Here is a 25606-nt window from a genome sequence, read left to right as displayed (position 1 = left end):
GCCCGCTCCCACATTTTGTTCCGCGTTAACCGGCCTTTTTCAGCGCCTCAATCAACTCATCCTTGCGCATGGTCGAGCGCCCGGGAATGTCCTTGGCACGCGCTTCTCTCAGCAAGCTTTCCTTGGTCTGCGTACCCAGCGAAACCCGGCTGTTACGCGGATGCCCCTCACGACTGGCCGCAGCCCGCTTGGCCGACTCATGCCGGTCCTGGGACTTCTTCGCCGGCGCCTTGCGCTGGCCTGAACCGCCGGCCTTTTCGCCGCCGCCAGACTGCTTGTTGACGGTGGCCCAGGCCCGCGCCTCGGCTTCTTCTTTCGACAAGCCCTGGTGCTCATAACTCTCTTCGATATGGGCGGCCTTGCGCTTCTGTTCGGTGGTGTATTTGGCTTTGCTTCCACGAGGCATTGCGATACTCCTTCTGGCCCTCATACAAGATACAAGGGCCAGACCAGGCAAGGTGTGTTATTGGCTCGCTTCGCTTTCAAGCTTGCGAGCCGCTTCCACGCCGGACGCGGTGAGCTTGATCGGCAGGTTCAGCGAATGTTCACCGGCATCGTTGCAGGTCACATGGCCTTCCTTGATCCACCCGCGGTCCTGCAAGGTGGCCAAGGCGCTGGCCACCACTTTTTCACCTCGGTAGTTGTCCAGCACTTCTTTGCCCAACCCACTGGGATGAGCGTGGAGCAGACGGGTGAGGACTTCTTTTTCAAGGTTGTGATCGACGTTCATGCATACCTCTTCACTGGGAAATGGTTGGGTGTTCGTCTTTCTTGCGCATTAAGGCGCTGGCTGTTTTGGCGCGCCGGGGATGTTGGAGTCATCGCCTTTATTGATCGAGGGCGAAGTGGCACCTGGGCCCATTTTGCCGTTAGGCACCGCACCGCTGTTGCGATTGGTGTCGTCGCCCTGGGTGCGTGGGTCCCTGCTGTTGTCGATGATGGCGCCGCCGTTGGTGTCCAGGCCAGTGCCCATTGAGTCATTCGACTCCCGGGTGGCCGGGCTTGGCGGGCTGCCGACAGGGTCGGTCGGGCCGGTGCTGGAACCTGTGGTGGCGGCAAAGCTGCTCAGCGAAACAGCAGACAGCAAACCGGTGAGGGCGAGGGCGGCAAATTTGGAAGTCGTCATGATGGTGTCTCCATATGATTAATGTCCTTACCTGATATTGGTCCGCCCCCGTTTGTGATTCGTGCCTCGATACCGACGAACGGTCTTAGGTCGCTTGTAAGATTTTGTGTGACGAGATTCGGCGCCAGATCAACCGCGCCACCGTGATCAGCCAATTGAGCAGCGCCACCGCCAGTACGCTCATCAACAGGGTCGGCATGCCGTATTCGACGATGACCTTGCCCGCCAGCAGCGGGAAACCGAACACCCCGATAAAGTACGCCAGGCTGAACAGCAGCAACGCCTGGGAGGTGGTGCCGGCGGGTGCCTCGTTGGCGGCCAAACCATTGATCACCGAATACGTCAGGCCGTAACCGACGCCCAGGGTGACGGCTGCCAGCAGGTAGCTGTAGTTGCCGCTGACTCTGAACCCGAACAGGAAAATCGACACCAGCATCAACCCCGACAACACACACGCCGCCCAATACGGATCACGCTTGACCACGATGCCGGCGATCAGCAGGCGGCTGGTAATCGCCGCACTCATGAAGCCCAGGAAGAACAGCGAATAGTCCAGCCCGTGCAACGCCGCGTAGCTGGTCTGGAAACTCGACAGCCCGCCAAACACGCAACCGCCGAGGCCCACCATGATGATCGCGAACACCGCTTTCGATGACAGCACCTGGCGCGTGGCCGACCAGGAAATCTTCGCCACCGGCGCAGTGTGTTGACTGAGGGCGCGACCCAGCCGCCAGAAAATCAACACGCCCGCCAGGCTCGCCAGCGCCGCGATAAAAAATGCCGCCGTCAGCGAAACATCCAGCGCACTTGCCGCCCGTCCCAGCAACGGCCCGGAGCCGATCCCGGTCATCATGCTGCCCGACAGCAGGGCGAAATATTTGGCCCGCTGTGCCGGCTCCACCAGCATCGCGACGATGATCGGCCCCAGCGTATAGAACACGCCCCAGCCCAACCCCAACGACAAGCCAAAAAGCATCAAGCCCTCGCCGAATCCCGGTGTCAGCGCAAAGCCCAGGCACGCCACCACCAGCAATACGCCGAGCAGGGCGATCGACCTGGCAGCCCCCAGCAGGTCGGCCAGATGCCCGGAAACCAGCACCGCCACAAAGGTGCTGAGCATCGCCATGGAGATCACGCTGCCGGCGTCGTGTTCGTTGCCGCCGCGCGAATGGATCAGCAGCGACAGCAAGAATGTCGAGCCATAGGACAGGGAAAGCAAATAGCTGGCGAGGCAGAAGAGGGCGAACAGTTTTCCGCCAACCGCAGGTGAGGCGTGCATCGAAGAGCCTTGCGTCTGTTGGATTTATGCCCAACTTTTTACCATGCACGGCCCGAGGGTTTGTTCTGTGGTTAGCGGTGCTTGCGTTAGCCCGCAGCGGAGTATGGTGTGCCGATTTCTTCGATGAACAGGTCCATGAATCCCTTCAGCCGCTCATGGCGCGCCAGGGCCATGCGTTGCCCCGTCGGCGTCTGAAATCCGCCCGCCAGATGCAGCAGCTTGGTCTGGAAATGGTCGAGGCAAAAGCGCTTGTCGTTGTACTCGCGATGCTGCGCCGTTGGGTCAGCCGGGTCATACAGCCCGCTGCCCATGCGCCCGGCGATATAAAATGTGCGGGCCACGCCGATCATGCCCAGGGAGTCCAAACGGTCGGCATCCTGCATGATCTTTGCCTCGAGTGTCACCGGAATAAGGCCCGCCGAAAAGCTGTGGGTCTCGATGGCGTGGGTCACCGCTGCAATCTTCCCGGGCTGCCACGCCAGCCCCTGCAAAATCTCCCCGGCCTTGTCTGCCGCCAGTTTCGAAGCCTTGGACCGCAACGGCGAATTCTTCTCCACTGCCACGCAGTCGTGCAGCAACACGGCTGCCAGCAGTACCTCGGGATCGCCACCTTCCTCAGCCTGGATCAAGCGGACGTTGTGCCATACCCGCTGCAAATGGGACAGGTCGTGGGCGCCGTCTTCCGAAGGCTCAAGGGCGTGAGGCAATAACGTCGCGGCGAGGTCGGTCAAGGGCGTGAAGGGCATGGGGGTTCTCAAAGGTCGATGGCCTGCAGGTTAGCCGCGAATCAAATTGCACTGCAATCGGTCATTAAAGCGCCTTAGTATGTGTGCTCTCTTTCCCTGACAAGGCCTGCCCATGACCATCGAGATTCGCCCCGCCGTGCCCAGCGATGCTGCGCAGATCCTGACCTTCATCACCGAGCTTGCCGACTATGAAAAAGCCCGGCACGAAGTGATCGCCAGCGTGGTGGACATCGAGCGCAGCCTGTTCAGTGAAGGTGCCACCGCCCACGGCCTGATCTGCCTGCGCGACGGTTTGCCGATCGGCTTTGCGGTGTTCTTTTTCAGCTATTCCACGTGGCTGGGCAGCAACTGCCTGTACCTCGAAGACCTGTACATCAACCCCGAGCAACGCGGTGGCGGGGCGGGCAAGAAGTTGCTGCGCCACCTGGCGAAAATCGCCTGCGACAACGGCTGCGGGCGTTTCGAGTGGAGCGTGCTGGACTGGAACGAGCCGGCCATCGCGTTCTACAAATCCATCGGTGCCCAGCCCCAGGAAGAGTGGGTACGCTACCGCATGGAAGGCGACGCCCTCAGGGATTTCGCACAGGGTTAAGTGTGCATAAAGGACCGGCTTTTAAAGCCGGTTTTTTTATATATTTGCTCACTATATGGGATGATAATTTATATATTGAGATGTTCCGGTTTCTGGGTTTATAGTCTTGCGCATCAGCACTCACTACCAAAAACAAAACAGGTGAAGCGATGCAGGCACAACCGTTGTCGTTACCTCCGGTGCCCGAGCCGACTTACGGCGAGCGACTGAAGAACAAAGTCGTGGTCATCACCGGTGCCGCCCAAGGCATTGGCGAGGCTATCGTCGCCTGCTTCCAGGCTCAGCAGGCGCGCCTGGTGATCGGTGATATCCAGGGCGAGAAGGTCGAGCAGGTCGCCGCCCACTGGCGCGAACACGGCGCCGAGATCTACGCACAACCTGTCGACATCACTTCCAAGGATCAATGGCGCGCCCTGGTGGACGTCGCTATCGAACGCTTTGGCCGCGTCGATGTGCTGGTCAATTGCGCCGGCGTCAACGTGTTCCGCGACCCGCTGGAAATGACCGACGAAGACTGGCGCCGCTGCTTCGCCATCGACCTCGACGGCGCCTGGTACGGCTGCCGTACCGTGTTGCCGCACATGATCGAGCAAGGCATCGGCAACATCATCAACATCGCCTCCACCCATTCCAGCCACATCATTCCCGGCTGCTTCCCGTACCCGGTGGCCAAGCACGGCCTGCTCGGGCTGACCCGCGCCCTGGGCATCGAATACGCGCCCAAGGGCATCCGCGTAAATGCCATCGCGCCGGGCTATATCGAAACCCAGCTCAACGTCGATTACTGGAACGGCTTTGCCGACCCGCACGCCGAGCGCCAGCGTGCCTTCGACCTGCACCCGCCCAAGCGCATCGGCCAGCCGATTGAAGTGGCGATGACGGCACTGTTTCTTGCGACCGATGAGGCGCCCTTTATCAATGCCACCTGCCTGATGATCGATGGTGGGCGGTCGGTGATGTACCACGATTAAAACTTTTCCAAATAACAAGAAGAGGTGGTTCATGCTCAAGAAAACACTAGGCACCCTTGCCCTCACGATGGCGCTCAGCGGCCTGGCCTCTGCCGAAGAAGTAAAGATCGGCTTCCTGGTCAAGCAGGCGGAAGAGCCCTGGTTCCAGACCGAATGGGCCTTCGCTGAAAAAGCCGGCAAGGACCATGGTTTCACCGTGATCAAGATCGCCGTGCCCGACGGCGAGAAAACCCTGTCCGCCATCGATACCCTGGCCGCCAACGGCGCCAAGGGTTTCGTGATCTGCCCGCCGGACGTGTCCCTGGGCCCTGCGATCATGGCCAAGGCCAAGCTGAATAACCTCAAAGTGCTGGCGGTAGACGACCGCTTCGTCGACGCCAAGGGCAAGCCCATGGAAGACGTGCCTTACGTCGGCCTGGACGCCTACAAGATCGGCCAGAAACAAGGCGAAGCCATGGCCACCGAAGCCAAGCATCGCAACTGGGACTGGAAGGACACCTACGCCGTCATCAATACCTTCGACGAGCTGGAAACCGGCAAGAAGCGCACCGACGGTTCGGTAGAAGGCCTCAAGGCCGCCGGCCTGCCGGTTGACCATATCCTGTTCACCGCGCAGAAAACCCTCGACGTGCCGGGCGCCATGGACTCCACCAACTCGGCCCTGGTGAAACTGCCCAGCGGCGCGAAAAACCTGCTGATTGGCGGCATGAACGACAGCACCGTACTGGGCGGCGTACGCGCCACCGAAAGCGCCGGCTTCAAGGCCACAAACGTGATTGGCGTGGGCATCAACGGCACCGACGCCATCGAAGAACTGAAGAAATCCGACACCGGTTTCTACGGCTCGATGCTGCTCAGCCCCGATGCGTCCGGCTATAAAACTGCGACCTCGATGTTCGAGTGGGTGACCAAAGGCACTGAGCCTGCCAAGTTCACCGCACTGGATAACGTGACCCTGATCACCCGCGCCAACTTCAAGGAAGAGTTGAGCAAGATCGGTCTGTGGAAATGAACAGCGCCGCTGCAGAGAGCCTGCGCTTCAACGGCATCGGCAAGGAGTTTCCCGGGGTGAAGGCCCTGGCGCAGATCAGCTTCGAAGCGCGGCCCCATTCGGTGCATGCGCTGATGGGCGAGAACGGCGCGGGCAAGTCGACCTTGCTGAAAATCCTCGGCGGTTTTTATCCGCCCAACAGCGGCAGCTTGCAGTTGGGCGAACGCAGCGTGAGTTTCAAGTCGGCGGCCGACAGCATCGCCAGCGGCATCGCAGTGATTCACCAGGAGCTGCAACTGGTGCCGGAAATGACCGTCGCCGAGAACCTGCTGCTGGGGCATATGCCGTCGCGCTTTGGCGTGGTCAATCGCGGGGCGATGGTGCGCAAGGCACGGGAACTGCTCAAGGGCCTGGCGGATGAAATCGATCCGAACATGCGCCTGGGCAGCCTGTCCCTCGGCCAGCGGCAACTGGTGGAAATCGCCAAGGCCATGTCGCGCAACGCCCATGTGATTGCGTTCGACGAACCCACCAGCAGCCTCTCGGCCCGTGAGATCGAGCGGCTGATGGTGATCATCGCCCGACTGCGGGATGAAGGCCGGGTGATCCTCTACGTGTCGCACCGCATGGAAGAAGTGTTCCGTATCTGCGATGCGGTGACGGTGTTCAAGGACGGGCGCTTCGTGCGCACGTTCGAGGACATGACGCAGTTGAACGTCGACCAACTGGTCAACTGCATGGTCGGGCGCGATATCCAGGATATCTACGACTACCGGCCGCGCGAGCACTGCGGTGAAGCGCTGCGAGTCGAAGGTTTGCTCGGGCCGGGGTTGCAGGAACCGGTGAGCCTGCAGGTGAACAAGGGCGAGATTCTCGGGCTGTTCGGCCTGGTGGGGGCCGGGCGCACAGAGTTGTTGCGCCTGCTCGCCGGGCTGTCCCGCAGCACCCAGGGGACTCTGGTGCTGCATGGCCAGGCGCAGACGTTCAAGACACCACGGGATGCGATTGCGGCGGGGGTGTTGCTCTGCCCCGAGGACCGCAAGAAGGAAGGCATCGTGCCCCGCGCGAGTGTTGCGGAGAACATCAATATCAGTGCGCGGCGTGACCATGCGCGCTTCGGCTGGCTGATCCAGGGCGGCTGGGAACGCACCAACGCCCAGCGGCAGATCAGCGCGCTGAACGTGCGCACGCCGTCGGCGGACCAGCCGATTCTGTTCCTGTCGGGCGGCAATCAGCAGAAGGCGATTCTCGGCCGCTGGTTGTCGATGCCGATGAAAGTGTTGCTGCTGGACGAGCCGACCCGCGGCATCGATATCGGTGCCAAGTCGGAGATCTACCAGATCATTCATAACCTGGCGGCCAGTGGCATCGCGGTGATCGTGGTGTCCAGCGACCTGATGGAAGTGATGGGCATCTCCGACCGCATCCTGGTGATGAGCGAAGGCGCCCTGACCGGCGAATTGACCCGCGATCAAGCGGACGAAGCACGGCTGCTGCAACTGGCTCTTCCGCGTACGCGGGACTGAAGAATACGAGGTGGGTATGTCACAGGTAAAAACTGCAAGAAGCTTCTGGCCGGGGTTCAACCAGCGCAAGTTTCTCGATGATTGGGTCATGCTGCTGGCGGCCTTGAGCATCTTTGTGCTCAGCGCCATCTTCATCGACAACTTCCTCTCGCCGCTGAACATGCGTGGCCTGGGGCTGGCGATTTCCACTGTGGGGATTGCGGCCTGCACCATGCTGTTTTGCCTGGCGTCGGGGCACTTCGACTTGTCGGTGGGTTCGGTGATCGCCTGTTCGGGCGTGGTGGCGGGGATCGTGATTCGCGACACCGACAGCGTGTTCTTCGGCGTGTCGGCGGCGTTGGCCATGGGCCTGGTGGTGGGACTGATCAACGGCATCGTGATCGCCAAGCTGCGGATCAACGCGTTGATCACGACGCTGGCGACGATGCAGATCGTGCGTGGGCTGGCGTATATCTTTTCCAACGGCAAGGCGGTCGGCGTGATGGACGAAAACTTCTTCGTCTTTGGTAACGGCCAGCTATTTGGCGTGCCGGTGCCAATCGTCATCACCGTGCTGTGCTTTGTGTTTTTTGGCTGGTTGCTGAACTACACCACCTACGGGCGCAACACCATGGCCATCGGCGGCAACCAGGAAGCGGCGCTGTTGGCCGGGGTGAATGTCGATCGCACCAAGATCATCATCTTTGCCGTGCACGGCGTGATCGGCGCGTTGGCCGGGGTGATCCTGGCGTCGCGGATGACCTCGGGGCAACCGATGATTGGCCAGGGGTTCGAGCTGACGGTGATCTCGGCGTGCGTGCTGGGCGGGGTGTCGCTGAGCGGCGGGATCGGGATGATCCGGCATGTGATTGCCGGGGTGCTGATTCTGGCGATCATCGAAAACGCGATGAACCTGAAGAACATCGACACCTTCTACCAATACGTGATTCGCGGCTCGATCCTGTTGCTGGCGGTGATTATCGACCGCATGAAACAGCGATAAAAAGGGCGCCACACGACCAATGTGGGAGCGGGCTTGCTCGCGAAAACGGTGTGTCAGTAAGCGTATGCATTAACTGGAAAACCGCATTCGCGAGCAAGCCCGCTCCCACATTTTGATCTCCTCTGTTTTGCTGGTCCGCATTTGCCATAATGCTCGCCGTTTTCGTACTTCCCAATAGGCCCGATATGCAGGAAAACGCCCAAACTCCCGTCAAAGAAGCCGCGCCCACCGGCACTCAAACCCTGCTTCGTGGCCTGGGCGTGGTGCAGGCAGTGGCGGCCGGTGCGCGGGATCTGAAGGAAATCGCCAAGCGCATCGGCACCACCCGCAGCACCACTCACCGCCTGGCCAGTTGCCTGGTGGAAGAACGCTACCTGCGCGTAGTGCCGCAAGTCGGTTATCTGCTGGGCCCCAAATTGATCGAGCTGGGTTTCCAGGCCCGTGAAGAACTGCCTTTGGTCAGCCTGGCAGTGCCGTATCTGGACGAGTTGTCGGCGTTGACCGGCGATACCATCCACCTGGCTATCCGCGAATACGACGACGTGCTGTACCTGCACAAGAACCCTGGCCGCAACGGCCCGGAAATGCGCTCGCGCGTCGGCCATCGCATGCCGCTGGCGCGCACCGGGATCGGCAAGGCGTTGTTGCTGGATGACAGCGTGGAAGAGTGGCAGCGCCTGTATCAGGTCAGCTTGCCGACGGGCGGGAAGAATCTGCAGTGGCCGCAGCACCCCGAGCAATCCTGGGCGCAGTTTGAACAGCGCATGCAGGAATACGTGGCGGGCGGTTATGCGTTCGACCTGGAAGACAACGAACCGTCGATCCGTTGTGTTGCTGCACCGGTGCGCGATGCCAGCCGGCGAATCGTCGCCGGCATCAGCATCGCCAGTACCGTGCCCTACATGCCGCTGGAGAAAATGGCCGAGCTGATCCCTGTGATCAAACAGGTCGCAGCACGGCTGTCAGCGGAGTTGGGCGCGAAGGCCTGATCAGGCCGTGATCGTTCCCATGCTCCGCGTGGGAATGCCGCTTCGGACGCTCCGCGTCCAGCACTTGAGCCCTGCGCAACGGTGACGCGGAGCGTCACAGCATGCGTTCCCACGCAGAGCGTGGGAACGATCTTGGTCAGGCCTTCAGGGTCGCCATGTCGATCACGAAGCGGTACTTCACATCACCGGCAATCATGCGGGTGTAGGCTTCGTTGATCTGGCGGATGTCGAGCATCTCGATGTCGCAAGTGATGCCGTGCTCGGCGCAGAAATCCAGGACTTCCTGGGTTTCGGCAATCCCACCGATCAACGAACCGGCCAGCACTTTGCGGCCCAGCACCAGCTTGGCAGCGTTGACGGGCGGGTCGACCGGCTCGATCAAACCTACCAGGATGTGCACGCCGTCAAAGCGCAGTACGTCGAGGTAGGGATTCAAGTCGTGCTGCACCGGGATGGTGTCCAGCAGGAAGTCGAAATGCCCGGCAGCGGCTTTCATCTGGGCTTCGTCGGTGGACACGATCACGTGGTCGGCGCCCTGGCGACGGCCTTCTTCAGCCTTGCTCGCGGAGCGGGTGAACAGCGTCACTTCCGCGCCCATGGCCTTGGCGAACTTGATGCCCATATGGCCCAAACCGCCCATGCCCAGAACGCCAACCTTGTCGCCAGCCTTCACGCCGTAATGCTTGAGCGGCGAGTAAGTGGTGATGCCGGCGCAGAGGATCGGCGCGGCGCTGGCCAGGTCGAGCTTGGCCGGGATCTTCACCACGAAGTGCTCGCTGACCACGATGCTGTCGGAGTAGCCGCCCATGGTGTTGCTGCCGTCGACCCGGTCCGGGGTGGCGTAGGTCATGGTCGGGCCTTCGAGGCAGTATTGCTCGAGGTCCGCGTGGCAGGCGTCGCAGTGACGGCAGGAGTCGACCATGCAGCCAACACCCACCAGGTCGCCGACTTTGTGCGCGGTGACGCTGGCGCCGACGGCGGTGACTTTACCGACGATCTCGTGGCCCGGCATCAGCGGGTACACGGCGATGCCCCATTCGTTGCGTGCCTGGTGGATGTCGGAGTGGCAGACGCCGCAGTAGAGAATTTCGATCGCCACGTCATCGGCGCGCGGGCTGCGGCGTTCGAAGGACATGGGGGCGAGGGGAGTGGTGGCCGATTGAGCGGCATAACCGATGGCGGTGTACATGGAGAAACCTCGCAGGTGCAGTAACAGGTGAGGTGGCGCATTCTCCGCGCCGTGCCTGGGTGCGGCCATGGCGATTGCTCCGAGTCTCATGCCTATTCGTCCGGGAGTGCCCCTGGATTGGATCGTTGTGGCGCCAGACCTGCGATGATGGTCTCATCCCCTTTTTCGCGAAGTTTTTGCCATGTTGTTGACCCGCCATGTCGATGCCAATGCCGCGTTGGTTGCCTTGATCGAACCCCTGACACCCCGTGATGGGTTCTCGCCCACGAACCTGCCGGGCGTGCAGGTATTGCGTGCCAGTTGCGATGTGGCGCGCGGCCCGCAGATTTATGAACCGAGCCTGATGATCGTCGCCCAGGGCAGCAAGGTCGCGTACCTGGGCCCGCGTACTCTGGAGTACGGCGCGGGGCATTACCTGATCCAGGCGATGCCGGTGCCGTTCGAATGCGAGACTTTTGCCATGCCGAATGCACCGCTGTTGGGGGTGACGGTGGGCATTGATCGGGTGGTACTGGGTGAGTTGGTGATGGCGATGGGGATCCAGAGCGGGCCACCGCCGGCGGCGCAGACGTTGGAGTCGATGAGTTCGGTGGTGCTGGACGACGCCATGCGCGGCTGCGTCGAACGCCTGTTGCAGTGCCTGCACGATCCGCTGGAGAGCCGGATCATGGGTCCGGCGCGGGTGCGGGAATTATTGTTCACCGCATTGCGCGGGCCACAGGCGGATGTGTTGCGGGCGTTGGTGGAGCAGCAGGGGCAGTTTTCGCGGGTGGCGACTTCGTTGAATCACCTGCATGCCCATTACGCCGAGCCGCTGAATATCGAGACATTGGCAGGTTATGCGCACATGAGCGCGTCGACCTTCCACGAACACTTCAAGCGCTGCACGCTGTTGTCGCCGGTGCAGTACCTCAAGCGTCTGCGGCTGCTCAAGGCGCAGCAGTTGCTGCTGGTGGAAGGCATGGGCGTGGCGCAGGCGGCCCACAGTGTGGGGTATCAGAGCACGTCGCAGTTCAGTCGGGAGTACAAGCGCTACTTCGAGCGCAGTCCCGGGGATGAGCGGGCGGCATAACTCTCCCGGGCACAATTCGGTCAAAAATGTGGGAGCGGGCTTGCTCGCGAAAGCGGTGGTTCAGCCAAAACATCTGTGACTGATACACCGCTTTCGCGAGCAAGCCCGCTCCCACATTTGACCGAGTCGATGGGTCTTTTTCCGGGCTACAAAAAAGGCCCCCATTTGGGAGCCTTCTGTTCAAGCAGCGGATTTACATATTCGGGTAAGTCGGCCCACCCGCACCTTCCGGCGTCACCCACGTAATGTTCTGCGAAGGGTCCTTGATGTCACAGGTCTTGCAGTGCACGCAGTTCTGGGCGTTGATCTGGAAGCGCTTCTCGCCGTCTTCCTTGGTGATCACTTCATACACGCCAGCCGGGCAGTAGCGCTGCGCCGGTTCATCGTAGAGCGGCAGGTTGGTGCCGATCGGGATGCTCGGGTCTTTCAGCTTCAGGTGGCACGGTTGTTCTTCTTCGTGGTTGGTACCGGAGATGAACACCGAACTCAGCTTGTCGAAGCTCAGCTTGCCGTCGGGTTTCGGGTAGTCGATTTTCTTGCTGTCCTTGGCCAACTTGAGGCAGGCGTAGTCCGGCTTGGTATCGTGCAGGGTAAACGGCATTTTGCCGCCGAGGATGTTCTGGTCGAACCAGTTGAAGCCGGCACCAATGATCGGGCCGAACTTGTGCATCGCCGGGCCGAAGTTGCGGCTGGCGAACAGTTCTTCGTGGAGCCAGCTGTTCTTGAAGCTGTCGACGTAAGCGGTCAGTTCGTCACCGCCTTCGGATTCGGCGAACAGGCGGTCTGCCACGGCGTCAGCGGCGAGCATGCCGGACTTCATCGCGGTGTGGCTGCCCTTGATCTTGGCGAAGTTCAGGGTGCCCAGGTCGCAGCCGATCAGCGCGCCGCCCTTGAACACCATTTTCGGCAGCGAGTTCAGGCCGCCTTTGCAGATGGCACGGGCGCCGTAGCTGATGCGCTTGCCGCCTTCCAGGTACTGGGCCAGCACCGGGTGATGCTTGAGGCGCTGGAATTCGTCGAACGGCGACAGGAAGGTGTTGCTGTAGGACAGGTCGACGATCAGGCCGACGACCACCTGGTTGTTTTCCAGGTGATAGAGGAACGAACCGCCGGTGTTCTCGGCGCTCATGATGTCCAGCGGCCAGCCGGCGGTGTGCACCACCAGGCCTGGCTGGTGTTTGGCCGGGTCGATTTCCCAGATTTCCTTCAGGCCGATGCCGTAGTGCTGGGCGTCGGCGTCGCTGTCCAGTTTGAAGCGCTGGATCAGTTGCTTGCCGATGTGGCCACGGCAACCCTCGGCGAACAGCGTGTACTTGCCACGCAGTTCCATGCCCGGGGTGTAGACGCCTTCTTTCGGGTTGCCTTCACGGTCGACGCCCAGGTCACCGGTGATGATCCCGCGCACCACGCCGTTTTCGTCGAACAGCGCTTCCTGGGCGGCGAAGCCCGGGTACACTTCCACACCCAGGTTTTCGGCCTGCTGGGCGAGCCAGCGGCACAGGTTGCCCAGGGAAATAATGTAGTTGCCTTCGTTGTGCATGGTCTTGGGCACAAAGAAGTCAGGCACCTTGGTGGAAGCTTCGCTGGAGCGCAGTACATAGATGTCATCACGCACAACAGGGGTGTTGAGCGGTGCACCGAGTTCTTTCCAGTCCGGGAACAGTTCGTTCAGGGCACGGGGTTCAAACACGGCACCGGACAGGATATGAGCGCCGACTTCGGAGCCTTTTTCGACCACGCAGACGCTGATTTCCTTACCGGCTTCGGCGGCCTTCTGCTTCAATCGGCAGGCGGCAGACAGGCCTGCCGGGCCAGCGCCGACGATGACCACGTCGAATTCCATGTATTCGCGTTCCACAGGCTATCTCCTACTCAAGGCTCAACGGCTTTTTTTTCTAATGGGTGGAGGTTCGGTAATCCGTCCCACAATGCCTGCATCAATCTCATGCAAGGGGCAGGGGACGACCCACCTTTCTCTCTAGGTGGCGCATTATATCTACACCACTCTCAGCGTCCAATACAAACGTTTGTTTGAATTGCCCGCAAGCTAGGTAAATCAAAGCAACGCGGCTTATAACTGACCATTTTGGCGTATTGACCGGAATAGGCGTTCCGGTCAATATACGGTCGGTTTTGCGCATCCCGTAGGCAGACTGTGGGTTTCAAGGCCACCTCGAAAGACAGGCTGAAGGCAAATAAGGGTGACGCGCGAGCCACGATGGCGCGCAGTTTACACGCCACGATAATGAATGACCTCTCAGTCACCGCTGACGAACGGTCATCACTCCCGTGAGCAAGGTCCCCCGCCGACGATTGCCGGTGTTTTTGGAGGTGCCCTTGTGTGCCGATGAGCATCAAACCGCCAGGTTCGCCTAGGCGACTTTCTTTTCACCGGAGAGTAACGAGGAATCCATGAAGGTTCTTGTAGCTGTCAAACGCGTTGTCGATTACAACGTGAAAGTTCGCGTCAAGGCGGACAATTCCGGCGTCGACCTCGCTAACGTCAAGATGTCGATGAACCCTTTCTGCGAAATCGCCGTGGAAGAAGCCGTACGCCTGAAAGAGAAAGGCGTTGCGACTGAAATCGTCGTCGTTTCCATCGGTCCGACCACTGCTCAAGAGCAGCTGCGTACCGCCCTGGCGCTGGGTGCCGATCGCGCCATCCTCGTCGAATCCGCTGAAGAGCTGACTTCCCTGGCCGTTGCCAAGTTGTTGAAAGCCGTTGTCGACAAGGAACAGCCATCGCTGGTGATCCTCGGCAAACAAGCCATCGACAGCGACAACAACCAGACTGGCCAGATGCTGGCTGCACTGACCGGTTACGGCCAGGGCACCTTCGCCTCGAAAGTCGAAGTGAGCGGCGACAAGGTTGCCGTGACCCGCGAAATCGACGGCGGCGCGCAGACAGTTTCCCTGAAACTGCCGGCCATCGTCACCACCGACCTGCGTTTGAACGAGCCGCGCTACGCGTCCCTGCCAAACATCATGAAAGCCAAGAAGAAGCCTCTCGAAGTGCTGACTCCGGATGCTTTGGGCGTTTCCACCGCCTCCACCAACAAGACCGTAAAAGTCGAAGCGCCGGCTGCACGCAGCGCGGGCATCAAGGTCAAGTCGGTGGCTGAACTGGTCGAGAAACTGAAAAACGAAGCGAAGGTAATCTAACCATGACTATCTTGGTAATCGCAGAACACGACAACAAGGTCGTGGCCCCGGCCACCCTGAACACTGTCGCCGCCGCCGCCAAAATCGGTGGTGATATCCACGTGCTGGTCGCCGGCCAAAACGTTGGCGCCGTGGCTGAAGCCGCTGCCAAAATCGCTGGCGTGAGCAAAGTACTGGTTGCCGATAACGCAGCCTACGCTCACCAATTGCCGGAAAACGTTGCGCCGCTGGTTGCAGAGCTGGGCGCTGGCTACAGCCACATCCTGGCTGCCGCCACCTCCAATGGCAAAAACATCCTGCCGCGCGTTGCTGCGCAACTGGACGTTGACCAGATCTCCGAGATCGTTTCGGTAGAAAGCGCCGACACCTTCAAGCGTCCGATCTATGCCGGTAACGCCATCGCTACCGTGCAGTCCACTGCGTCGGTAAAAGTCATCACCGTGCGTGCCACCGGTTTCGACCCGGTGGCTGCTGAAGGTGGTTCGGCTGCGGTTGAAGCTGTGGCTGCTGCCCACGACGCTGGCACTTCCAGCTTCGTTGGCGAAGAGCTGGCCAAGTCCGATCGTCCGGAGCTGACCGCTGCCAAGATCGTCGTTTCCGGCGGCCGCGGCATGCAGAACGGCGACAACTTCAAGCACCTGTACGCCCTGGCCGACAAGCTGGGCGCTGCGGTCGGCGCTTCCCGCGCTGCCGTCGACGCAGGTTTTGTACCGAACGACATGCAGGTCGGCCAGACCGGCAAGATCGTTGCGCCACAGCTGTACATCGCCGTCGGTATCTCCGGCGCGATCCAGCACTTGGCCGGTATGAAAGACTCCAAGGTGATCGTTGCGATCAACAAGGACGAAGAAGCACCGATCTTCCAGGTGGCTGATTACGGCCTGGTGGCGGACTTGTTCGAAGCCGTACCCGAGTTGGAGAAGCTGGTCTAATCCAGCCGCTTCACTTATAAAGAGCCCGGTCTTTTGACCGGGCTTTTTTTTGCCCGGTAATTTTTCAACTGGAGAACCCTGCCATGGAATTGCGTCCCTGGACTGTACTGCTGGCCCTGTCACTGCTGCCGACGGTGTCGCTGGCGGCGGGCAAATGTGATCGCCTGGTGATCACCGGCAGCCCGGACGCCCCGCCTTATCTGTGGCGTGATCCCCAGGACCCCACGCACTTGATCGGCGCCACCGCCGACATGCTGCAGCAAGTGGCCAAGGACCTCGGGGTGAAAATCGACCTGCTGTACGGCGGCAAACGTTCCCTGGCGCTGGAAGAAGTGCGCAGCGGGCGCATGGACATCCTCGCCGACGCGCCATTGACCCTCGACGCCCTGGACTCCCTCGACTACATCCACCCGGCATTGGTGCAAACCGATTATCTGGTCTGGACCCGCAAGGATTCCTCCCTGGCCTACAGCCAGGCCAGCGACCTGCAGGGCCACAAGGGCGCGGTGTCGGAAAGGGCGCGCCTGAGCCGCGACTTTGAAACCTTCGCCGGTGAGCAACTGACCCTGCAGCGCCTGCCCAGCCTGACCCCGGCGTTCCAGAAACTGCTATTGGGAGAAGTGGACTACGTGCTCGCCGGACGTTATTCCGGCATGGCCATGGCCCAGACGTTGGGCATGAGCAACGACCTGGTGGCGCGGGAAATCCCCATCGACCAGCCGGGCCTGTACCTGGCCATTTCCCACAACTCCGCCTGCAACGATCCGTGGTTGCGCGGACAGCTCGCCAAAAAGATGACAGAATTGCCCGCGTCCGGTCTGGCGGAAACCGCGCTGCAGAGCAATCTTGAGCGCTGGAAAGCGCAGTTGCAGCAACCCGTCGGCACCCCAACAAAGTAGGGATTTTCAGTGACTATTCGACCTCTTTTCGCGGCCCTCGCCGTTGTAGCTCTGGCGGGATGTGCAGCCGATCCTGCGCCGAATGAACAGATGCGCCTGACCCAGCAAGCCCTGGAACAAGCCAGCGCCGTGGGCGCCGTTGCCAGCGATTCGCCCGAGCTGAAGCTGGCGGAAGACAAGTTCACCCAGGCCCGTGCCGACATGGCCGATGAATCCTACAAGGACGCCCGCATGCAGGCTGAAGAAGCCGAGCTGGACGCCCGCCTGGCGGAAGCGCGGGTGCTGACCCGCAAAAGCCAGGAGCAACTGAACGTGCTCAACACCCGTATCACCCGCCTGCGCAAGCAGTTGCAGTTGGGAGACGCCCAATGAGCCCGTTGATGTGTGGGTTGAGCTGTGTGGTGTTGCTGGGCAGTGCGCTGGGTGGTTGTGCGACCCATCCCGACAGTAACCTCGCCTTGCAACAGGCCAGCACTGACTTCCAGAAGGTCAAGGAAGATACGAATGTGCTGCGTATCGCACCCAAGGACGTGATTCGCGCCGGTGAGTCCCTGGCCCGTGCCGACCGTTTCTCCAGCTTCTGGGGCAGCGGCGCCGATGTGGCGCATTACGCCTACCTGAGCCAGCGCTACAGCGCGATTGCCCGGGAACACACCGAGCAGGCACTCAATCAGGAGCGTGGGGTCAAGCTGGAGCTGGAACGCCAGCGCCTGCAACTGGCCCTGCGTGAAGCCAAGCTCTCCAGCGTTCAGCAACAGGGCAAATGGATTGAGGCGCAGATATCCAGCCTGACCACCGTCCAGCCTGATCGCGGGCTGGTGATGACCCTGGGTGACGTGCTGTTCGATACGGGTGATGCAGAGCTGCAAAACTCGGCCAACCGCACCGTGCTCAAAGTGGTGCAGTTCCTGCAGCTGAACCCCAAGCGCGTGGTGCGCATCGAGGGTTACACCGACAATACCGGCGGCGAACAGGAAAATATCAAACTGTCCCGGGACCGCGCTCAAGCGGTTGCGGATGTACTGAGCGACCTGGGGATCGACGAAAAACGCATTCAGGTCGAAGGCTACGGCGATCAGTATCCGGTCGAAGCCAACGCGTCTGAGCGGGGCAGGGCGCAGAACCGTCGGGTAGAAATTGTGTTCTCCGACGAGAAAGGCCAGCTGGGCGCTGCTCGCTGAACCTGTTGTTCAAGATGGAGGGGTGATTCCTGTAGGAGCTGTCGAGCCCCAGCGAGGCTGCGACAGGATCGCCTCGGTGCACCTGCGAGACCGCAGCGCCTGCATCGCAGCCTCGCTGAAGCTCGACAGCTCCCACATAAGCCCGATCAATGATCGGGTTTTTTATGCCCGCGATTCAGTTCGCAACCCTTACAGTTTTTTCTATCACTGCCGCCCGCGCTCGACTATTGTGGCAACTGTCCCCGTACACTTCTAAACTGTGCCGGTATGTTTCACACAAAAATAAAATACCCGTGAAATCGAGTGCTGCGTCATGACCAATCTGTTGCTCTACCAACGTATCGCCCAGCAGCTGGCTGAGGATATCCGCCGCGGTGTCTATCAACCGGGCGAGCGCGTGCCTTCGGTACGCAAAATGAGCTCCCAGCTCAACGTCAGCCACGCCACCGTGTTGCAGGCCTACGCGAACCTGGAAGACCAGGGTTTGATTCGCGCGCGGCCGCAGTCCGGGTATTACGTGCACCAGACGCCGGCGCTTACTGCGCCCACGCCGGACATCGCCCGGGTCGAGCGTCCAGGGTTGGTCACCCGCAGCAGCATCATTCAACAGGTGTTGGTGGAGTCCCGTCGCGAAGGCGTGTTCCCGCTGGGCGCCGCCGTGCCGAGTGTCGACTACCTGCCCGTGCGCGCGCTGCATCAGCAACTGGCCAAGGTCACGCGTTTCCAGAGCCCGCGGGCGTTCAGCTACATGTTCAGCCCGGGTTTCGAGCCGCTGCGGCGCCAGGTGGCGATCCGTATGCGCGATGCCGGGGTGGTGGTCGACCCCTCCGAAGTGGTGATCACCCATGGGTGTGTCGATGCATTGCAGATGTCGCTGCGGGTGCTCACCCGTCCCGGCGACCTGATCGCCGCCGAATCACCGACCTATTACGGCTTGCTGCAACTGGCCGATCTGCTGGGCCTGAAGGTCATCGAAATCCCCAGCGACCCGGCCACCGGCATGAGCCTGGAAGCCCTGCAACTGGCAGCCAACCAATGGTCGATCAAGGCCCTGGTGCTGACCACGCGCCTGAGCAATCCCCTGGGCGGCACCATGCCCGAAGAGCGGCAGAAACAGTTGCTGCGCCTGGCCTCGGATTTCGATATCCAGGTGGTCGAGGACGATATCTATGGCGAACTGATGTTCGAACTGGGCCGCACCAAGGCCCTGAAAGCCTACGACCGTCTGGACCGGGTCATCTATTGCTCGAGTTTCTCCAAGACCCTGTCACCGGGCATTCGCATTGGCTGGATGATTGCCGGCAAGTACCAGCAGGAAATCCAGCGCCTGCAAATGTTCAGCACCCATTCGGCCTGCAGCGTGACCCAGATGGGCACGGCGGCGTACCTGGAGAATGGCGGTTACGACCGCCACCTGCGCTATATCCGCCAGGAGTACCGCAAGAACCTCAGCGCGTTCCAGCTGGCCGTGCAGCAGTATTTTCCCGAAGGCACCCAGATGACCCGCCCGACCGGCGGTTTTATCCTGTGGGTCAGTTTGCCTGGACGAGTCAATACCCAGGAACTGCACGTGCGCGCCTTGCAGCAGGGCATCAGCATTGCACCGGGGCTGATCTTCAGTAATACGGAACAGTTCAACCACTGTATTCGCCTGAACTGCGGCACCCCGTGGAACCGCGAGGCGGAGCGCGCCTTGATGACCCTCGGGATGCTGGCAAGCCAGTTATGCCAGGAGACTGCGGCGGGTTTTTGAGGCATGGAAAGGGGACACGACGGGTAGCTGGCTAATTACCATGCTTGTCATACCGTCCTCAACAAGCGAGCATATGGCCTTCTGCCGTTAATGCTGCTGGCGATATGACTTATACCTTTCCTGCTGCCCTGCTGATCTGCGTGTTAAGCCTGTGTAACGCTGGCGCTGTCCTGGCGGCTCCCGCTAGTGAAGCGGTGCCTGCTGCCAGCTCCCAGCAAACGGTGCCGGCGAAAAAAGCCGCTGCGGCCAAGAAGGCACCGGTCGCGAAGAAAGCCCCCGCAAAGAAAGCAACGCCGGTTAAAAAACGTGCGCCTATCGCCAGCAAGTCAAAGTCGGCCCACGAAGTTGCCAAGACGCCGCTGCCGCCTGCAGAGCTGGATTTGAGCCTGCCGTCGAACATGGTTCGCCACCTGCAACCCCTCGGCACCATGCCGCAGCCGAAGAACGTGCCGCTGCTGCCGCCGATGTTTGCCGAAAAGCCCACTGACAACAGTGCATTCCAGATCAACGGGCGCCTGCTCAGCAATGAAATGCAGCTGCAACTGCGCAACGAAGAACGCCGCGAAGTAGAAGGCGCAGCGCTGGATTTCCAGTTCAAGCAATAAACCCGACGAGTAAACGTGACGCGCACCCCTGACCTTCTGTCGCAGACTGGTCAGTCACTTTTGTTTTCGGTGAAAAACCCCTGTTAAGCCAATTTAAAACGTCTGTTTAAGGGCGTAGTCTTACGTGGCCATCAACACTTGAGTTGTCGAGGATCTGTTCGTCATGAAATGCCGTGAAGGCTGTGGCGCTTGCTGCATTGCCCCATCCATCAGTTCTCCGTTGCCGGGAATGCCTGCCGGCAAACCGGCGGGCGAACGCTGCCTGCATCTTTCGGTCGAACAACTGTGCCAGTTGTTTGGCCAGCCTGAGCGGCCGGCAGTATGTAGTTCGTTCCAGGCGGATATCGAGGTCTGCGGCAGTAGCCAGGCAGAAGCGATCAGGTTGATCGGCTGGTGGGAACAGATGACGGCGGCTTAGTGGGCTGTTCAAAGTACTGAACTTCAACAATAAGGAATAAGACCATGGGTTCACTGAAACGAATTGCTGTGTTGTGCGGTTTTAGCGCGTTGTTCGCTGCCGCAGCGCATGCTGAAGACTGGCAGACGGCCAAGGATGAAGACGGCATCAAAGTGTCTTTGAGTGAAATTGCCGGTTCCAAGTACAAGGCTTATCGCGGTGTGACGACCATCAAGGCGCCGCTGGCCAAGATCCAGGCGCTGCAGGAAGACGTGGCGGGGGCCTGTTCCTGGATCCACGAATGCAAGTCGCAGAAACTGCTCAAGCAGGAAGGCGACAAGAGCTGGACCTACACCCAGTTCAAGGCACCGTTCCCGGTGACCGATCGTGACTCGATCCTGGAAATCACCACCACCAAGGCTGCCGACGGCACCGTCACCCGCAAGCTGTTGGAAGTGCCGACCTACCAGCCAGAAGTCAAAGGCTATGTGCGCGTAGCCCAGGTCGATGGTTACTGGAAGCTGGTGCCTAAAGGCGACAACCTGACCGAAGTGACCTACCAGGTGCACACCGAGCCAGGTGGCAGCGTGCCGTCTTGGTTGGCCAACAAGTTCGTGGTGGACGCACCGTTCAACACCTTGAAAGCCCTGAAAGAACACGCTGAAAAATAACTGCAGTTGATCAGGTGCCTCCTGCCTTGAGTGGAACGATTTCCAGGCCCTCAAGGTCCAGATAGATGTAAGCCCACCCATGGGTTTTATCGAGGAGGCTCTGATGCCAAAGTGGAACGTTTCCTTCACCAATGATCATGGTGAGTCGGTAGTCGAGCAATTCGAGTGCGAGCAAAAACCCACGCTTGAAGAAGCTGCGCGCCTGGTTCGCGCCCGCGTATCACCGGTGCTGGAGGAACTGGATCTCAACGATCTGGAGGGGCGTATCGCCGAACCCACGGTCAAGATTCTGAAAGATCAAAACAGCATCAAAGACCTCAAGGTCGACCCCGCCGCCTGAACATTCCCTGTACGCCTTTAAACAGACTCTGGTGGAGGTGATAGCTTCGCGCTACTCTGCAATGGAGATCAGCGAATGAATCGCTAAGGTCTGGTCTTGTCAGCTACATGCTTGTCTCCCAGCGGCGACGTCACTGCCGTAACACCCGCGCCCTTGCAGCGCGGGCCTTGGGAAGCACGGAAAGTCTATCCATCGGTTTGAGGAGGACGTTTCATGAGCACAGCCTATCAAGAAGACATCAGCACCAACGTGTTGCGCCGCATGAAAGAGGGCGGCTTTGACTTCTCGCGTTTCCACCCCATCGAGTTCTACGCCATTTTCCCGGATGAGGAACGTGCGCGGCGGGCTGCGGGTCGGTTTCGTGGGGAATCCCTGAATGCCCAGGTCAGCGCGCGGGATGACGGCGCCTGGTACCTGGAATTGAGCAAAATCATGTTCGCCACCTACGACGGCATAGGAGACTTCGAGCAGGACTTTGAGGCGGTGGTCGAGCCCTTGGGCGGAATCATCGAGGGATGGGGCGTGAAGCAGGAGGTGCGTGGGTTACCCATGTAGCGACATGAGCAACAACACAGCGTATCGGCTGACCTTTGGGTCGGCCGTTTTTGTTTCTGGCGCGGGAAAAATCCTGCGCAAAAAAAAGCCACCCGAGCAGGGTGGCCAAAGGGAAGATCGCAAAGGAGGAGAGCGATTCGGTACAAGCGGTAATGCGCAATGGATGGAGCTGTAGGACGCGTCCTGTTCAGCTGATGGAGGTGATTATCCGCGGGGTTTGCCGGGCAGTGAAATCAACTCTGACTATGCTGGTGATAGTCATGGCCTGCATTGCAATGAGGCGCCGCCCATGACAGCGGGCATTTGCTGCACCGGGACGGTGCGATGAGACCTGCGTCTATATCCAACTGATTGATACTTAAGTGTTTATGCCGCTGGCACGGGCCTTGCGATGGTTCTGGCGTCCGGGTGACAAGGAGTACGGCATGATCCGCACTTATTATGATGAGATGTACGACGGGGCAGGGCAGGTGCGCCCCCATTACCGCGAATTTGCCCGCTGGTTGGCCGACACGCCGGCCGAACTGCTGGCCCAGCGCCGGCGCGAAGCCGATTTGCTGTTTCACCGGGCCGGTATCACCTTCACCTTGTATGGCGATGAGCAAGGTACCGAGCGCCTGATCCCCTTCGACACGATCCCCCGCAGCATCCCGGCCAGTGAATGGCGGATCGTCGAGCGCGGCTGCATCCAGCGGGTCAAGGCGCTGAACATGTTTCTCGCCGACCTCTACCACGAACAACGCATTATCAAGGCCGGGATCATCCCCGCCGAGCAAGTGCTGGCCAACGAGCAATACCAGTTGGCGATGCAGGGCCTGGACCTGCACCGGGATATCTATTCCCACATCTCAGGTGTCGACCTCGTACGCGATGGCGACGGCACTTACTACGTCCTCGAAGACAATCTGCGCACCCCCAGCGGCGTGAGCTACATGCTCGAAGACCGCAAGATGATGATGCGCCTGTTCCCCGAACTGTTCGCAGCCCAGCGCATTGCGCCCATCGACCACTATCCCAACCTGTTGCTCGACACCCTGAAAAGCTCCAGCCCGCTGGATAATCCCAGTGTGGTGGTGCTGACGCCTGGGCGTTTCAACAGTGCGTTCTTCGAGCATGCATTCCTGGCCCGGGAAATGGGCGTGGAACTGGTGGAAGGCGCCGATCTGTTTGTACGCGATGACCGCGTGTTCATGCGCACCACCGACGGCCCCAAGGCGGTGGATGTGATCTACCGTCGCCTCGACGACGCGTTCCTCGACCCGCTGGCCTTCAACCCGGACTCCATGCTCGGCGTGCCGGGCCTGCTGGCGGCGTACCGCTCGGGCAACGTGGTGTTGGCCAATGCCATCGGCACCGGGGTGGCGGATGACAAGTCGGTGTACCCCTTCGTCACCGAGATGATCCGTTTTTACCTGGATGAAGAACCGATCCTGAAGAATGTTCCGACGTTCCAGTGCCGTAATCCCAGTGAACTGTCCCACGTACTGGCCAACCTTCCGCAACTGGTGGTGAAGGAAACCCAGGGCTCCGGTGGCTATGGCATGTTGGTCGGCCCGGCCGCCTCGGCAGCGGAAATCGAAGCCTTCCGTGCACGCATCAAGGCCAAGCCCCACGCCTACATCGCGCAGCCAACGCTGTGCCTGTCGACGTGCCCGACCTTCGTCGAAAACGGCATCGCCCCACGGCATATCGACCTGCGCCCGTTTGTGCTGCAAGGCAAGGAAACCCGTGTGGTCCCCGGCGGCCTGACTCGTGTGGCGCTGCGGGAAGGCTCGCTGGTGGTCAACTCGTCCCAGGGCGGCGGCACCAAAGACACCTGGGTGGTCGAGGATTGAAATATGTTGAGTAGAACTGCCTCGGATTTGTATTGGATGTCACGCTACCTGGAGCGCGCGGAAAACCTCGCGCGGATGCTCGATGTCAGTTATTCGCTGTCGCTGATGCCCCAGGACGGGCGCGGCGATGGCCTGCATGAACTGGCGATGCCGCTGCTGATCACCGGCACCCTCGACGATTACCGCGAGCGCCACGGTGAACTGCACGCCGAGCGGCTGCTGCACTTCTTCGCCCTGGATGCTGCCAACCCGGCCAGCATCTACAGCTGCCTCGGCGCTGCACGCGCCAGTGCCCATGCCGTGCGTGGGCGAATCACCGCCGACATGTGGGAAAACATCAACGCCACCTGGCTGGAGATTCGCGACATCGCCCAGCAAGGCCTGAGCCGCTACGGCATGAGCCGGTTCTGCGAGTGGGTCAAGGAACGTTCCCACCTGTTCCGCGGTGCCACCTACGGCACCATCATGCGTAACGACGCCTTTCGTTTTATTCGCCTGGGCACCTTTATCGAGCGCGCCGACAACACCCTGCGCTTGCTCGACGCCCGCTATGAAATGGCCGGCGACCAGGCCGAAGCGGTCACCGATGGTACCGCCCATGCCTACTATCAATGGAGTGCGTTGTTGCGGGCGTTGTCGTCGTTCGAGGCCTACACCGAAATCTACCGTGATGCCCCGGGCGCCCGGCAAGTCGCCGAGCTGTTGCTGCTGCGCGCCGACGTGCCGCGGTCGCTGCGGGCCTGCAGTGAAGAGATCGACCAGATCCTTGGCAGCCTGCCCGGCATCAACGGTCGCCCGGCCCAACGCCTGGCAGCGGAAATGGACGCACGCCTGCGCTATACCGCCATCGACGAAATTCTCGAGGAAGGCCTGCACGCTTGGCTGACCGACTTCATCCCGCTCGTGCGCGAGCTGGGCGATGCTATTTACAGTTCCTACCTGGAGGCGGCATGAGACTTTCCATCAGCCACGAAACCACCTACCACTACGAAGACCAGGTGCGTGCCAGCATCCAGTACCTGCGGCTCACGCCCCACGACAGCGAGCGCCAGCATGTCCTCAGTTGGCAGTTGGACTTGCCCCGGCCGGTACGGGCGCAACTGGACCCGTTCGGCAATATCCTGCATGTGTTGACCCTGGACGAGCCCCATGAAGCCATCATCATTGGCGCCCGTGGCCAGGTGGATATCGACGAATTGCGCGAAGCCGAACATGAAAGCCAGTCGGCCTTCCCGTTCCTGCGCTGCACCCGGTTGACCGAGCCGGACGAGGCCCTGCGCAGCTTTGCCGAAAAGCATTGCCATCAACGCCGCGACCGCAGCGCATTGATCGACCTGATGCACGCGCTGAACCAGTACATGACCTATTCGCCGGGTTCTACCGAAGTCGACACCTGTGCGGCCAAGGCGTTTGCCGGGCGTGCCGGGGTGTGCCAGGACCACACCCACGCCTTCCTCGCCTGTGCCCGCAGCCTGGGGATTCCGGCGCGTTATGTGTCGGGGTATTTGTACAGCGAAGACTGCGAGCACCTGGCCAGCCATGCCTGGGCTGAAGCGTGGCTGGATGACGCCTGGTACAGTTTTGACGTGACCAATCAACTGGCGCGGCCGGAGCGGCATTTGAAGCTGGCGGTGGGTCTGGATTACCTGGACGCATGCCCGGTACGAGGCATGCGTCGTGGGGGAGGGCATGAGCAGATGCATGCCAAGGTATTTGTAGCACCGACACCGGTGATTTCGGTGCAGCAGCAGTAGGATCCAGGGAGAGAGGGAGCTCTGTGTAGCAGGAAAGCTCTCCGTGCCAGGAAAGCTTT

The 25606-nt window shown here is 60.6% G+C and carries 28 protein-coding genes; 21 read left to right on the top strand and 7 right to left on the bottom strand.

Annotated features, from left to right (window positions below):
* Positions 1 to 25: 25 nt before the first annotated feature.
* The 5 genes from HX805_RS09360 to HX805_RS09340 all read right to left on the bottom strand — a co-directional run bounded on the left by HX805_RS09360 (position 26) and on the right by HX805_RS09340 (position 3151).
* Positions 26 to 406: a Rho termination factor N-terminal domain-containing protein gene (locus HX805_RS09360; RefSeq protein ID WP_087692768.1), complete on the bottom strand. Its 381-nt coding sequence runs from the start codon at positions 404 to 406 to the stop codon at positions 26 to 28.
* A 57-nt stretch (positions 407 to 463) separates the two neighbouring features.
* The gene (locus HX805_RS09355) at positions 464 to 730 is read right to left on the bottom strand and encodes a hypothetical protein (protein WP_087692767.1); all 267 of its coding nucleotides are present in this window, start codon (positions 728 to 730) and stop codon (positions 464 to 466) included.
* Positions 731 to 778: 48 nt separating this feature from the next.
* Positions 779 to 1126: a hypothetical protein gene (locus HX805_RS09350; protein WP_177035139.1), complete on the bottom strand. Its 348-nt coding sequence runs from the start codon at positions 1124 to 1126 to the stop codon at positions 779 to 781.
* Between the two features lie 85 nt (positions 1127 to 1211).
* The gene (locus HX805_RS09345; protein ID WP_177116813.1) at positions 1212 to 2405 is read right to left on the bottom strand and encodes an MFS transporter; all 1194 of its coding nucleotides are present in this window, start codon (positions 2403 to 2405) and stop codon (positions 1212 to 1214) included.
* Positions 2406 to 2491: 86 nt separating this feature from the next.
* Complete coding sequence (locus HX805_RS09340) at positions 2492 to 3151, bottom strand: HD domain-containing protein (protein WP_177116812.1); 660 nt, start codon at positions 3149 to 3151, stop codon at positions 2492 to 2494.
* 112 nt (positions 3152 to 3263) lie between these two features.
* On the opposite strand from HX805_RS09340, the gene HX805_RS09335 reads away from it, so the two are divergent.
* From HX805_RS09335 to HX805_RS09310, 6 genes are all read left to right on the top strand, one after another.
* Positions 3264 to 3743 carry a GNAT family N-acetyltransferase gene (locus tag HX805_RS09335; RefSeq protein ID WP_004371239.1) on the top strand — a complete coding sequence of 160 codons (480 nt, stop codon included), beginning with the start codon at positions 3264 to 3266 and terminating at the stop codon, positions 3741 to 3743.
* A 149-nt stretch (positions 3744 to 3892) separates the two neighbouring features.
* Positions 3893 to 4714 (top strand): SDR family oxidoreductase, encoded by an 822-nt coding sequence (locus HX805_RS09330; RefSeq protein WP_004371237.1) that lies wholly within the window; start codon positions 3893 to 3895, stop codon positions 4712 to 4714.
* 31 nt (positions 4715 to 4745) lie between these two features.
* The gene (locus HX805_RS09325) at positions 4746 to 5726 is read left to right on the top strand and encodes a substrate-binding domain-containing protein (protein ID WP_008434927.1); all 981 of its coding nucleotides are present in this window, start codon (positions 4746 to 4748) and stop codon (positions 5724 to 5726) included.
* A complete protein-coding gene (gene araG, locus HX805_RS09320; RefSeq protein ID WP_004371233.1) occupies positions 5723 to 7231 on the top strand; it encodes an L-arabinose ABC transporter ATP-binding protein AraG in 1509 nt (502 codons plus the stop codon). Before HX805_RS09325 ends, araG begins: the two co-directional genes overlap by 4 nt.
* A 16-nt stretch (positions 7232 to 7247) precedes the next feature.
* On the top strand, positions 7248 to 8213 hold the full coding sequence (gene araH, locus HX805_RS09315; protein ID WP_004371231.1) for an L-arabinose ABC transporter permease AraH: 966 nt from the start codon (positions 7248 to 7250) through the stop codon (positions 8211 to 8213).
* Positions 8214 to 8398: 185 nt separating this feature from the next.
* Complete coding sequence (locus HX805_RS09310; RefSeq protein WP_004371229.1) at positions 8399 to 9202, top strand: IclR family transcriptional regulator; 804 nt, start codon at positions 8399 to 8401, stop codon at positions 9200 to 9202.
* A gap of 136 nt (positions 9203 to 9338) precedes the next feature.
* Here the strand turns inward: HX805_RS09310 and HX805_RS09305 are convergent, their stop codons facing one another.
* Positions 9339 to 10391 carry an NAD(P)-dependent alcohol dehydrogenase gene (locus HX805_RS09305; RefSeq protein WP_004371228.1) on the bottom strand — a complete coding sequence of 351 codons (1053 nt, stop codon included), beginning with the start codon at positions 10389 to 10391 and terminating at the stop codon, positions 9339 to 9341.
* Between the two features lie 181 nt (positions 10392 to 10572).
* Between HX805_RS09305 and HX805_RS09300 the strand changes: the two genes are divergently transcribed.
* Positions 10573 to 11463, top strand: a complete 891-nt coding sequence (locus tag HX805_RS09300) for an AraC family transcriptional regulator (protein WP_004371227.1) — start codon at positions 10573 to 10575, stop codon at positions 11461 to 11463.
* Positions 11464 to 11656: 193 nt separating this feature from the next.
* Here the strand turns inward: HX805_RS09300 and HX805_RS09295 are convergent, their stop codons facing one another.
* A complete protein-coding gene (locus tag HX805_RS09295; RefSeq protein ID WP_177116811.1) occupies positions 11657 to 13321 on the bottom strand; it encodes an electron transfer flavoprotein-ubiquinone oxidoreductase in 1665 nt (554 codons plus the stop codon).
* Between the two features lie 554 nt (positions 13322 to 13875).
* Between HX805_RS09295 and HX805_RS09290 the strand changes: the two genes are divergently transcribed.
* The 14 genes from HX805_RS09290 (at position 13876) to HX805_RS09225 (ending at position 25547) form a co-directional block, all read left to right on the top strand.
* Positions 13876 to 14625: an electron transfer flavoprotein subunit beta/FixA family protein gene (locus tag HX805_RS09290; protein ID WP_004371224.1), complete on the top strand. Its 750-nt coding sequence runs from the start codon at positions 13876 to 13878 to the stop codon at positions 14623 to 14625.
* 2 nt (positions 14626 to 14627) lie between these two features.
* Positions 14628 to 15557: an electron transfer flavoprotein subunit alpha/FixB family protein gene (locus HX805_RS09285; RefSeq protein WP_004371223.1), complete on the top strand. Its 930-nt coding sequence runs from the start codon at positions 14628 to 14630 to the stop codon at positions 15555 to 15557.
* Between the two features lie 83 nt (positions 15558 to 15640).
* Positions 15641 to 16456 (top strand): ABC transporter substrate-binding protein, encoded by an 816-nt coding sequence (locus HX805_RS09280; protein ID WP_102369693.1) that lies wholly within the window; start codon positions 15641 to 15643, stop codon positions 16454 to 16456.
* Positions 16457 to 16465: 9 nt separating this feature from the next.
* Positions 16466 to 16828 (top strand): DUF4398 domain-containing protein, encoded by a 363-nt coding sequence (locus tag HX805_RS09275; RefSeq protein ID WP_008434912.1) that lies wholly within the window; start codon positions 16466 to 16468, stop codon positions 16826 to 16828.
* Complete coding sequence (locus tag HX805_RS09270) at positions 16825 to 17637, top strand: OmpA family protein (RefSeq protein ID WP_177116810.1); 813 nt, start codon at positions 16825 to 16827, stop codon at positions 17635 to 17637. The genes HX805_RS09275 and HX805_RS09270 overlap by 4 nt, the downstream gene beginning before the upstream one ends.
* 313 nt (positions 17638 to 17950) lie before the next feature.
* Positions 17951 to 19390: a PLP-dependent aminotransferase family protein gene (locus HX805_RS09265; RefSeq protein WP_008434911.1), complete on the top strand. Its 1440-nt coding sequence runs from the start codon at positions 17951 to 17953 to the stop codon at positions 19388 to 19390.
* A 104-nt stretch (positions 19391 to 19494) separates the two neighbouring features.
* Complete coding sequence (locus tag HX805_RS09260; protein WP_102369692.1) at positions 19495 to 19995, top strand: translation initiation factor 2; 501 nt, start codon at positions 19495 to 19497, stop codon at positions 19993 to 19995.
* Between the two features lie 163 nt (positions 19996 to 20158).
* Positions 20159 to 20413, top strand: coding sequence for a YkgJ family cysteine cluster protein (locus HX805_RS09255; RefSeq protein WP_004371217.1), 255 nt, complete (start codon positions 20159 to 20161; stop codon positions 20411 to 20413).
* 44 nt (positions 20414 to 20457) lie between these two features.
* Positions 20458 to 21063 carry an START domain-containing protein gene (locus HX805_RS09250; protein WP_177116809.1) on the top strand — a complete coding sequence of 202 codons (606 nt, stop codon included), beginning with the start codon at positions 20458 to 20460 and terminating at the stop codon, positions 21061 to 21063.
* Between the two features lie 79 nt (positions 21064 to 21142).
* On the top strand, positions 21143 to 21403 hold the full coding sequence (locus tag HX805_RS09245) for a hypothetical protein (RefSeq protein WP_004371213.1): 261 nt from the start codon (positions 21143 to 21145) through the stop codon (positions 21401 to 21403).
* 213 nt (positions 21404 to 21616) lie between these two features.
* Complete coding sequence (locus HX805_RS09240; protein WP_003193463.1) at positions 21617 to 21958, top strand: ribonuclease E inhibitor RraB; 342 nt, start codon at positions 21617 to 21619, stop codon at positions 21956 to 21958.
* Between the two features lie 425 nt (positions 21959 to 22383).
* Positions 22384 to 23793 carry a circularly permuted type 2 ATP-grasp protein gene (locus tag HX805_RS09235; protein ID WP_004371206.1) on the top strand — a complete coding sequence of 470 codons (1410 nt, stop codon included), beginning with the start codon at positions 22384 to 22386 and terminating at the stop codon, positions 23791 to 23793.
* A gap of 3 nt (positions 23794 to 23796) precedes the next feature.
* Positions 23797 to 24747 (top strand): alpha-E domain-containing protein, encoded by a 951-nt coding sequence (locus tag HX805_RS09230; protein ID WP_004371204.1) that lies wholly within the window; start codon positions 23797 to 23799, stop codon positions 24745 to 24747.
* Complete coding sequence (locus HX805_RS09225; RefSeq protein ID WP_004371203.1) at positions 24744 to 25547, top strand: transglutaminase family protein; 804 nt, start codon at positions 24744 to 24746, stop codon at positions 25545 to 25547. Before HX805_RS09230 ends, HX805_RS09225 begins: the two co-directional genes overlap by 4 nt.
* Positions 25548 to 25606 lie beyond the last annotated feature (59 nt).

The organism is Pseudomonas sp. G5001, from assembly GCF_013385475.1.
Classification (GTDB): Bacteria; Pseudomonadota; Gammaproteobacteria; order Pseudomonadales; family Pseudomonadaceae; genus Aquipseudomonas.
The sequence above is the reverse complement of the archived record's forward strand: the minus strand, read 5'-3'. Positions and strand labels throughout refer to the sequence as shown.

What these genes read in the sequence shown, in the direction of transcription:
- HX805_RS09360 (WP_087692768.1), bottom strand. Translation starts at nt 406, where the DNA reads ATGCCTCGTGGAAGCAAAGCCAAATACACCACCGAACAGAAGCGCAAG.
- HX805_RS09355 (WP_087692767.1), bottom strand. Translation starts at nt 730, where the DNA reads ATGAACGTCGATCACAACCTTGAAAAAGAAGTCCTCACCCGTCTGCTC.
- HX805_RS09350 (WP_177035139.1), bottom strand. Translation starts at nt 1,126, where the DNA reads ATGACGACTTCCAAATTTGCCGCCCTCGCCCTCACCGGTTTGCTGTCT.
- HX805_RS09345 (WP_177116813.1), bottom strand. Translation starts at nt 2,405, where the DNA reads ATGCACGCCTCACCTGCGGTTGGCGGAAAACTGTTCGCCCTCTTCTGC.
- HX805_RS09340 (WP_177116812.1), bottom strand. Translation starts at nt 3,151, where the DNA reads ATGCCCTTCACGCCCTTGACCGACCTCGCCGCGACGTTATTGCCTCAC.
- HX805_RS09335 (WP_004371239.1), top strand. Translation starts at nt 3,264, where the DNA reads ATGACCATCGAGATTCGCCCCGCCGTGCCCAGCGATGCTGCGCAGATC.
- HX805_RS09330 (WP_004371237.1), top strand. Translation starts at nt 3,893, where the DNA reads ATGCAGGCACAACCGTTGTCGTTACCTCCGGTGCCCGAGCCGACTTAC.
- HX805_RS09325 (WP_008434927.1), top strand. Translation starts at nt 4,746, where the DNA reads ATGCTCAAGAAAACACTAGGCACCCTTGCCCTCACGATGGCGCTCAGC.
- araG (WP_004371233.1), top strand. Translation starts at nt 5,723, where the DNA reads ATGAACAGCGCCGCTGCAGAGAGCCTGCGCTTCAACGGCATCGGCAAG.
- araH (WP_004371231.1), top strand. Translation starts at nt 7,248, where the DNA reads ATGTCACAGGTAAAAACTGCAAGAAGCTTCTGGCCGGGGTTCAACCAG.
- HX805_RS09310 (WP_004371229.1), top strand. Translation starts at nt 8,399, where the DNA reads ATGCAGGAAAACGCCCAAACTCCCGTCAAAGAAGCCGCGCCCACCGGC.
- HX805_RS09305 (WP_004371228.1), bottom strand. Translation starts at nt 10,391, where the DNA reads ATGTACACCGCCATCGGTTATGCCGCTCAATCGGCCACCACTCCCCTC.
- HX805_RS09300 (WP_004371227.1), top strand. Translation starts at nt 10,573, where the DNA reads ATGTTGTTGACCCGCCATGTCGATGCCAATGCCGCGTTGGTTGCCTTG.
- HX805_RS09290 (WP_004371224.1), top strand. Translation starts at nt 13,876, where the DNA reads ATGAAGGTTCTTGTAGCTGTCAAACGCGTTGTCGATTACAACGTGAAA.
- HX805_RS09285 (WP_004371223.1), top strand. Translation starts at nt 14,628, where the DNA reads ATGACTATCTTGGTAATCGCAGAACACGACAACAAGGTCGTGGCCCCG.
- HX805_RS09280 (WP_102369693.1), top strand. Translation starts at nt 15,641, where the DNA reads ATGGAATTGCGTCCCTGGACTGTACTGCTGGCCCTGTCACTGCTGCCG.
- HX805_RS09270 (WP_177116810.1), top strand. Translation starts at nt 16,825, where the DNA reads ATGAGCCCGTTGATGTGTGGGTTGAGCTGTGTGGTGTTGCTGGGCAGT.
- HX805_RS09265 (WP_008434911.1), top strand. Translation starts at nt 17,951, where the DNA reads ATGACCAATCTGTTGCTCTACCAACGTATCGCCCAGCAGCTGGCTGAG.
- HX805_RS09260 (WP_102369692.1), top strand. Translation starts at nt 19,495, where the DNA reads ATGACTTATACCTTTCCTGCTGCCCTGCTGATCTGCGTGTTAAGCCTG.
- HX805_RS09255 (WP_004371217.1), top strand. Translation starts at nt 20,159, where the DNA reads ATGAAATGCCGTGAAGGCTGTGGCGCTTGCTGCATTGCCCCATCCATC.
- HX805_RS09250 (WP_177116809.1), top strand. Translation starts at nt 20,458, where the DNA reads ATGGGTTCACTGAAACGAATTGCTGTGTTGTGCGGTTTTAGCGCGTTG.
- HX805_RS09245 (WP_004371213.1), top strand. Translation starts at nt 21,143, where the DNA reads ATGGGTTTTATCGAGGAGGCTCTGATGCCAAAGTGGAACGTTTCCTTC.
- HX805_RS09240 (WP_003193463.1), top strand. Translation starts at nt 21,617, where the DNA reads ATGAGCACAGCCTATCAAGAAGACATCAGCACCAACGTGTTGCGCCGC.
- HX805_RS09235 (WP_004371206.1), top strand. Translation starts at nt 22,384, where the DNA reads ATGATCCGCACTTATTATGATGAGATGTACGACGGGGCAGGGCAGGTG.
- HX805_RS09230 (WP_004371204.1), top strand. Translation starts at nt 23,797, where the DNA reads ATGTTGAGTAGAACTGCCTCGGATTTGTATTGGATGTCACGCTACCTG.
- HX805_RS09225 (WP_004371203.1), top strand. Translation starts at nt 24,744, where the DNA reads ATGAGACTTTCCATCAGCCACGAAACCACCTACCACTACGAAGACCAG.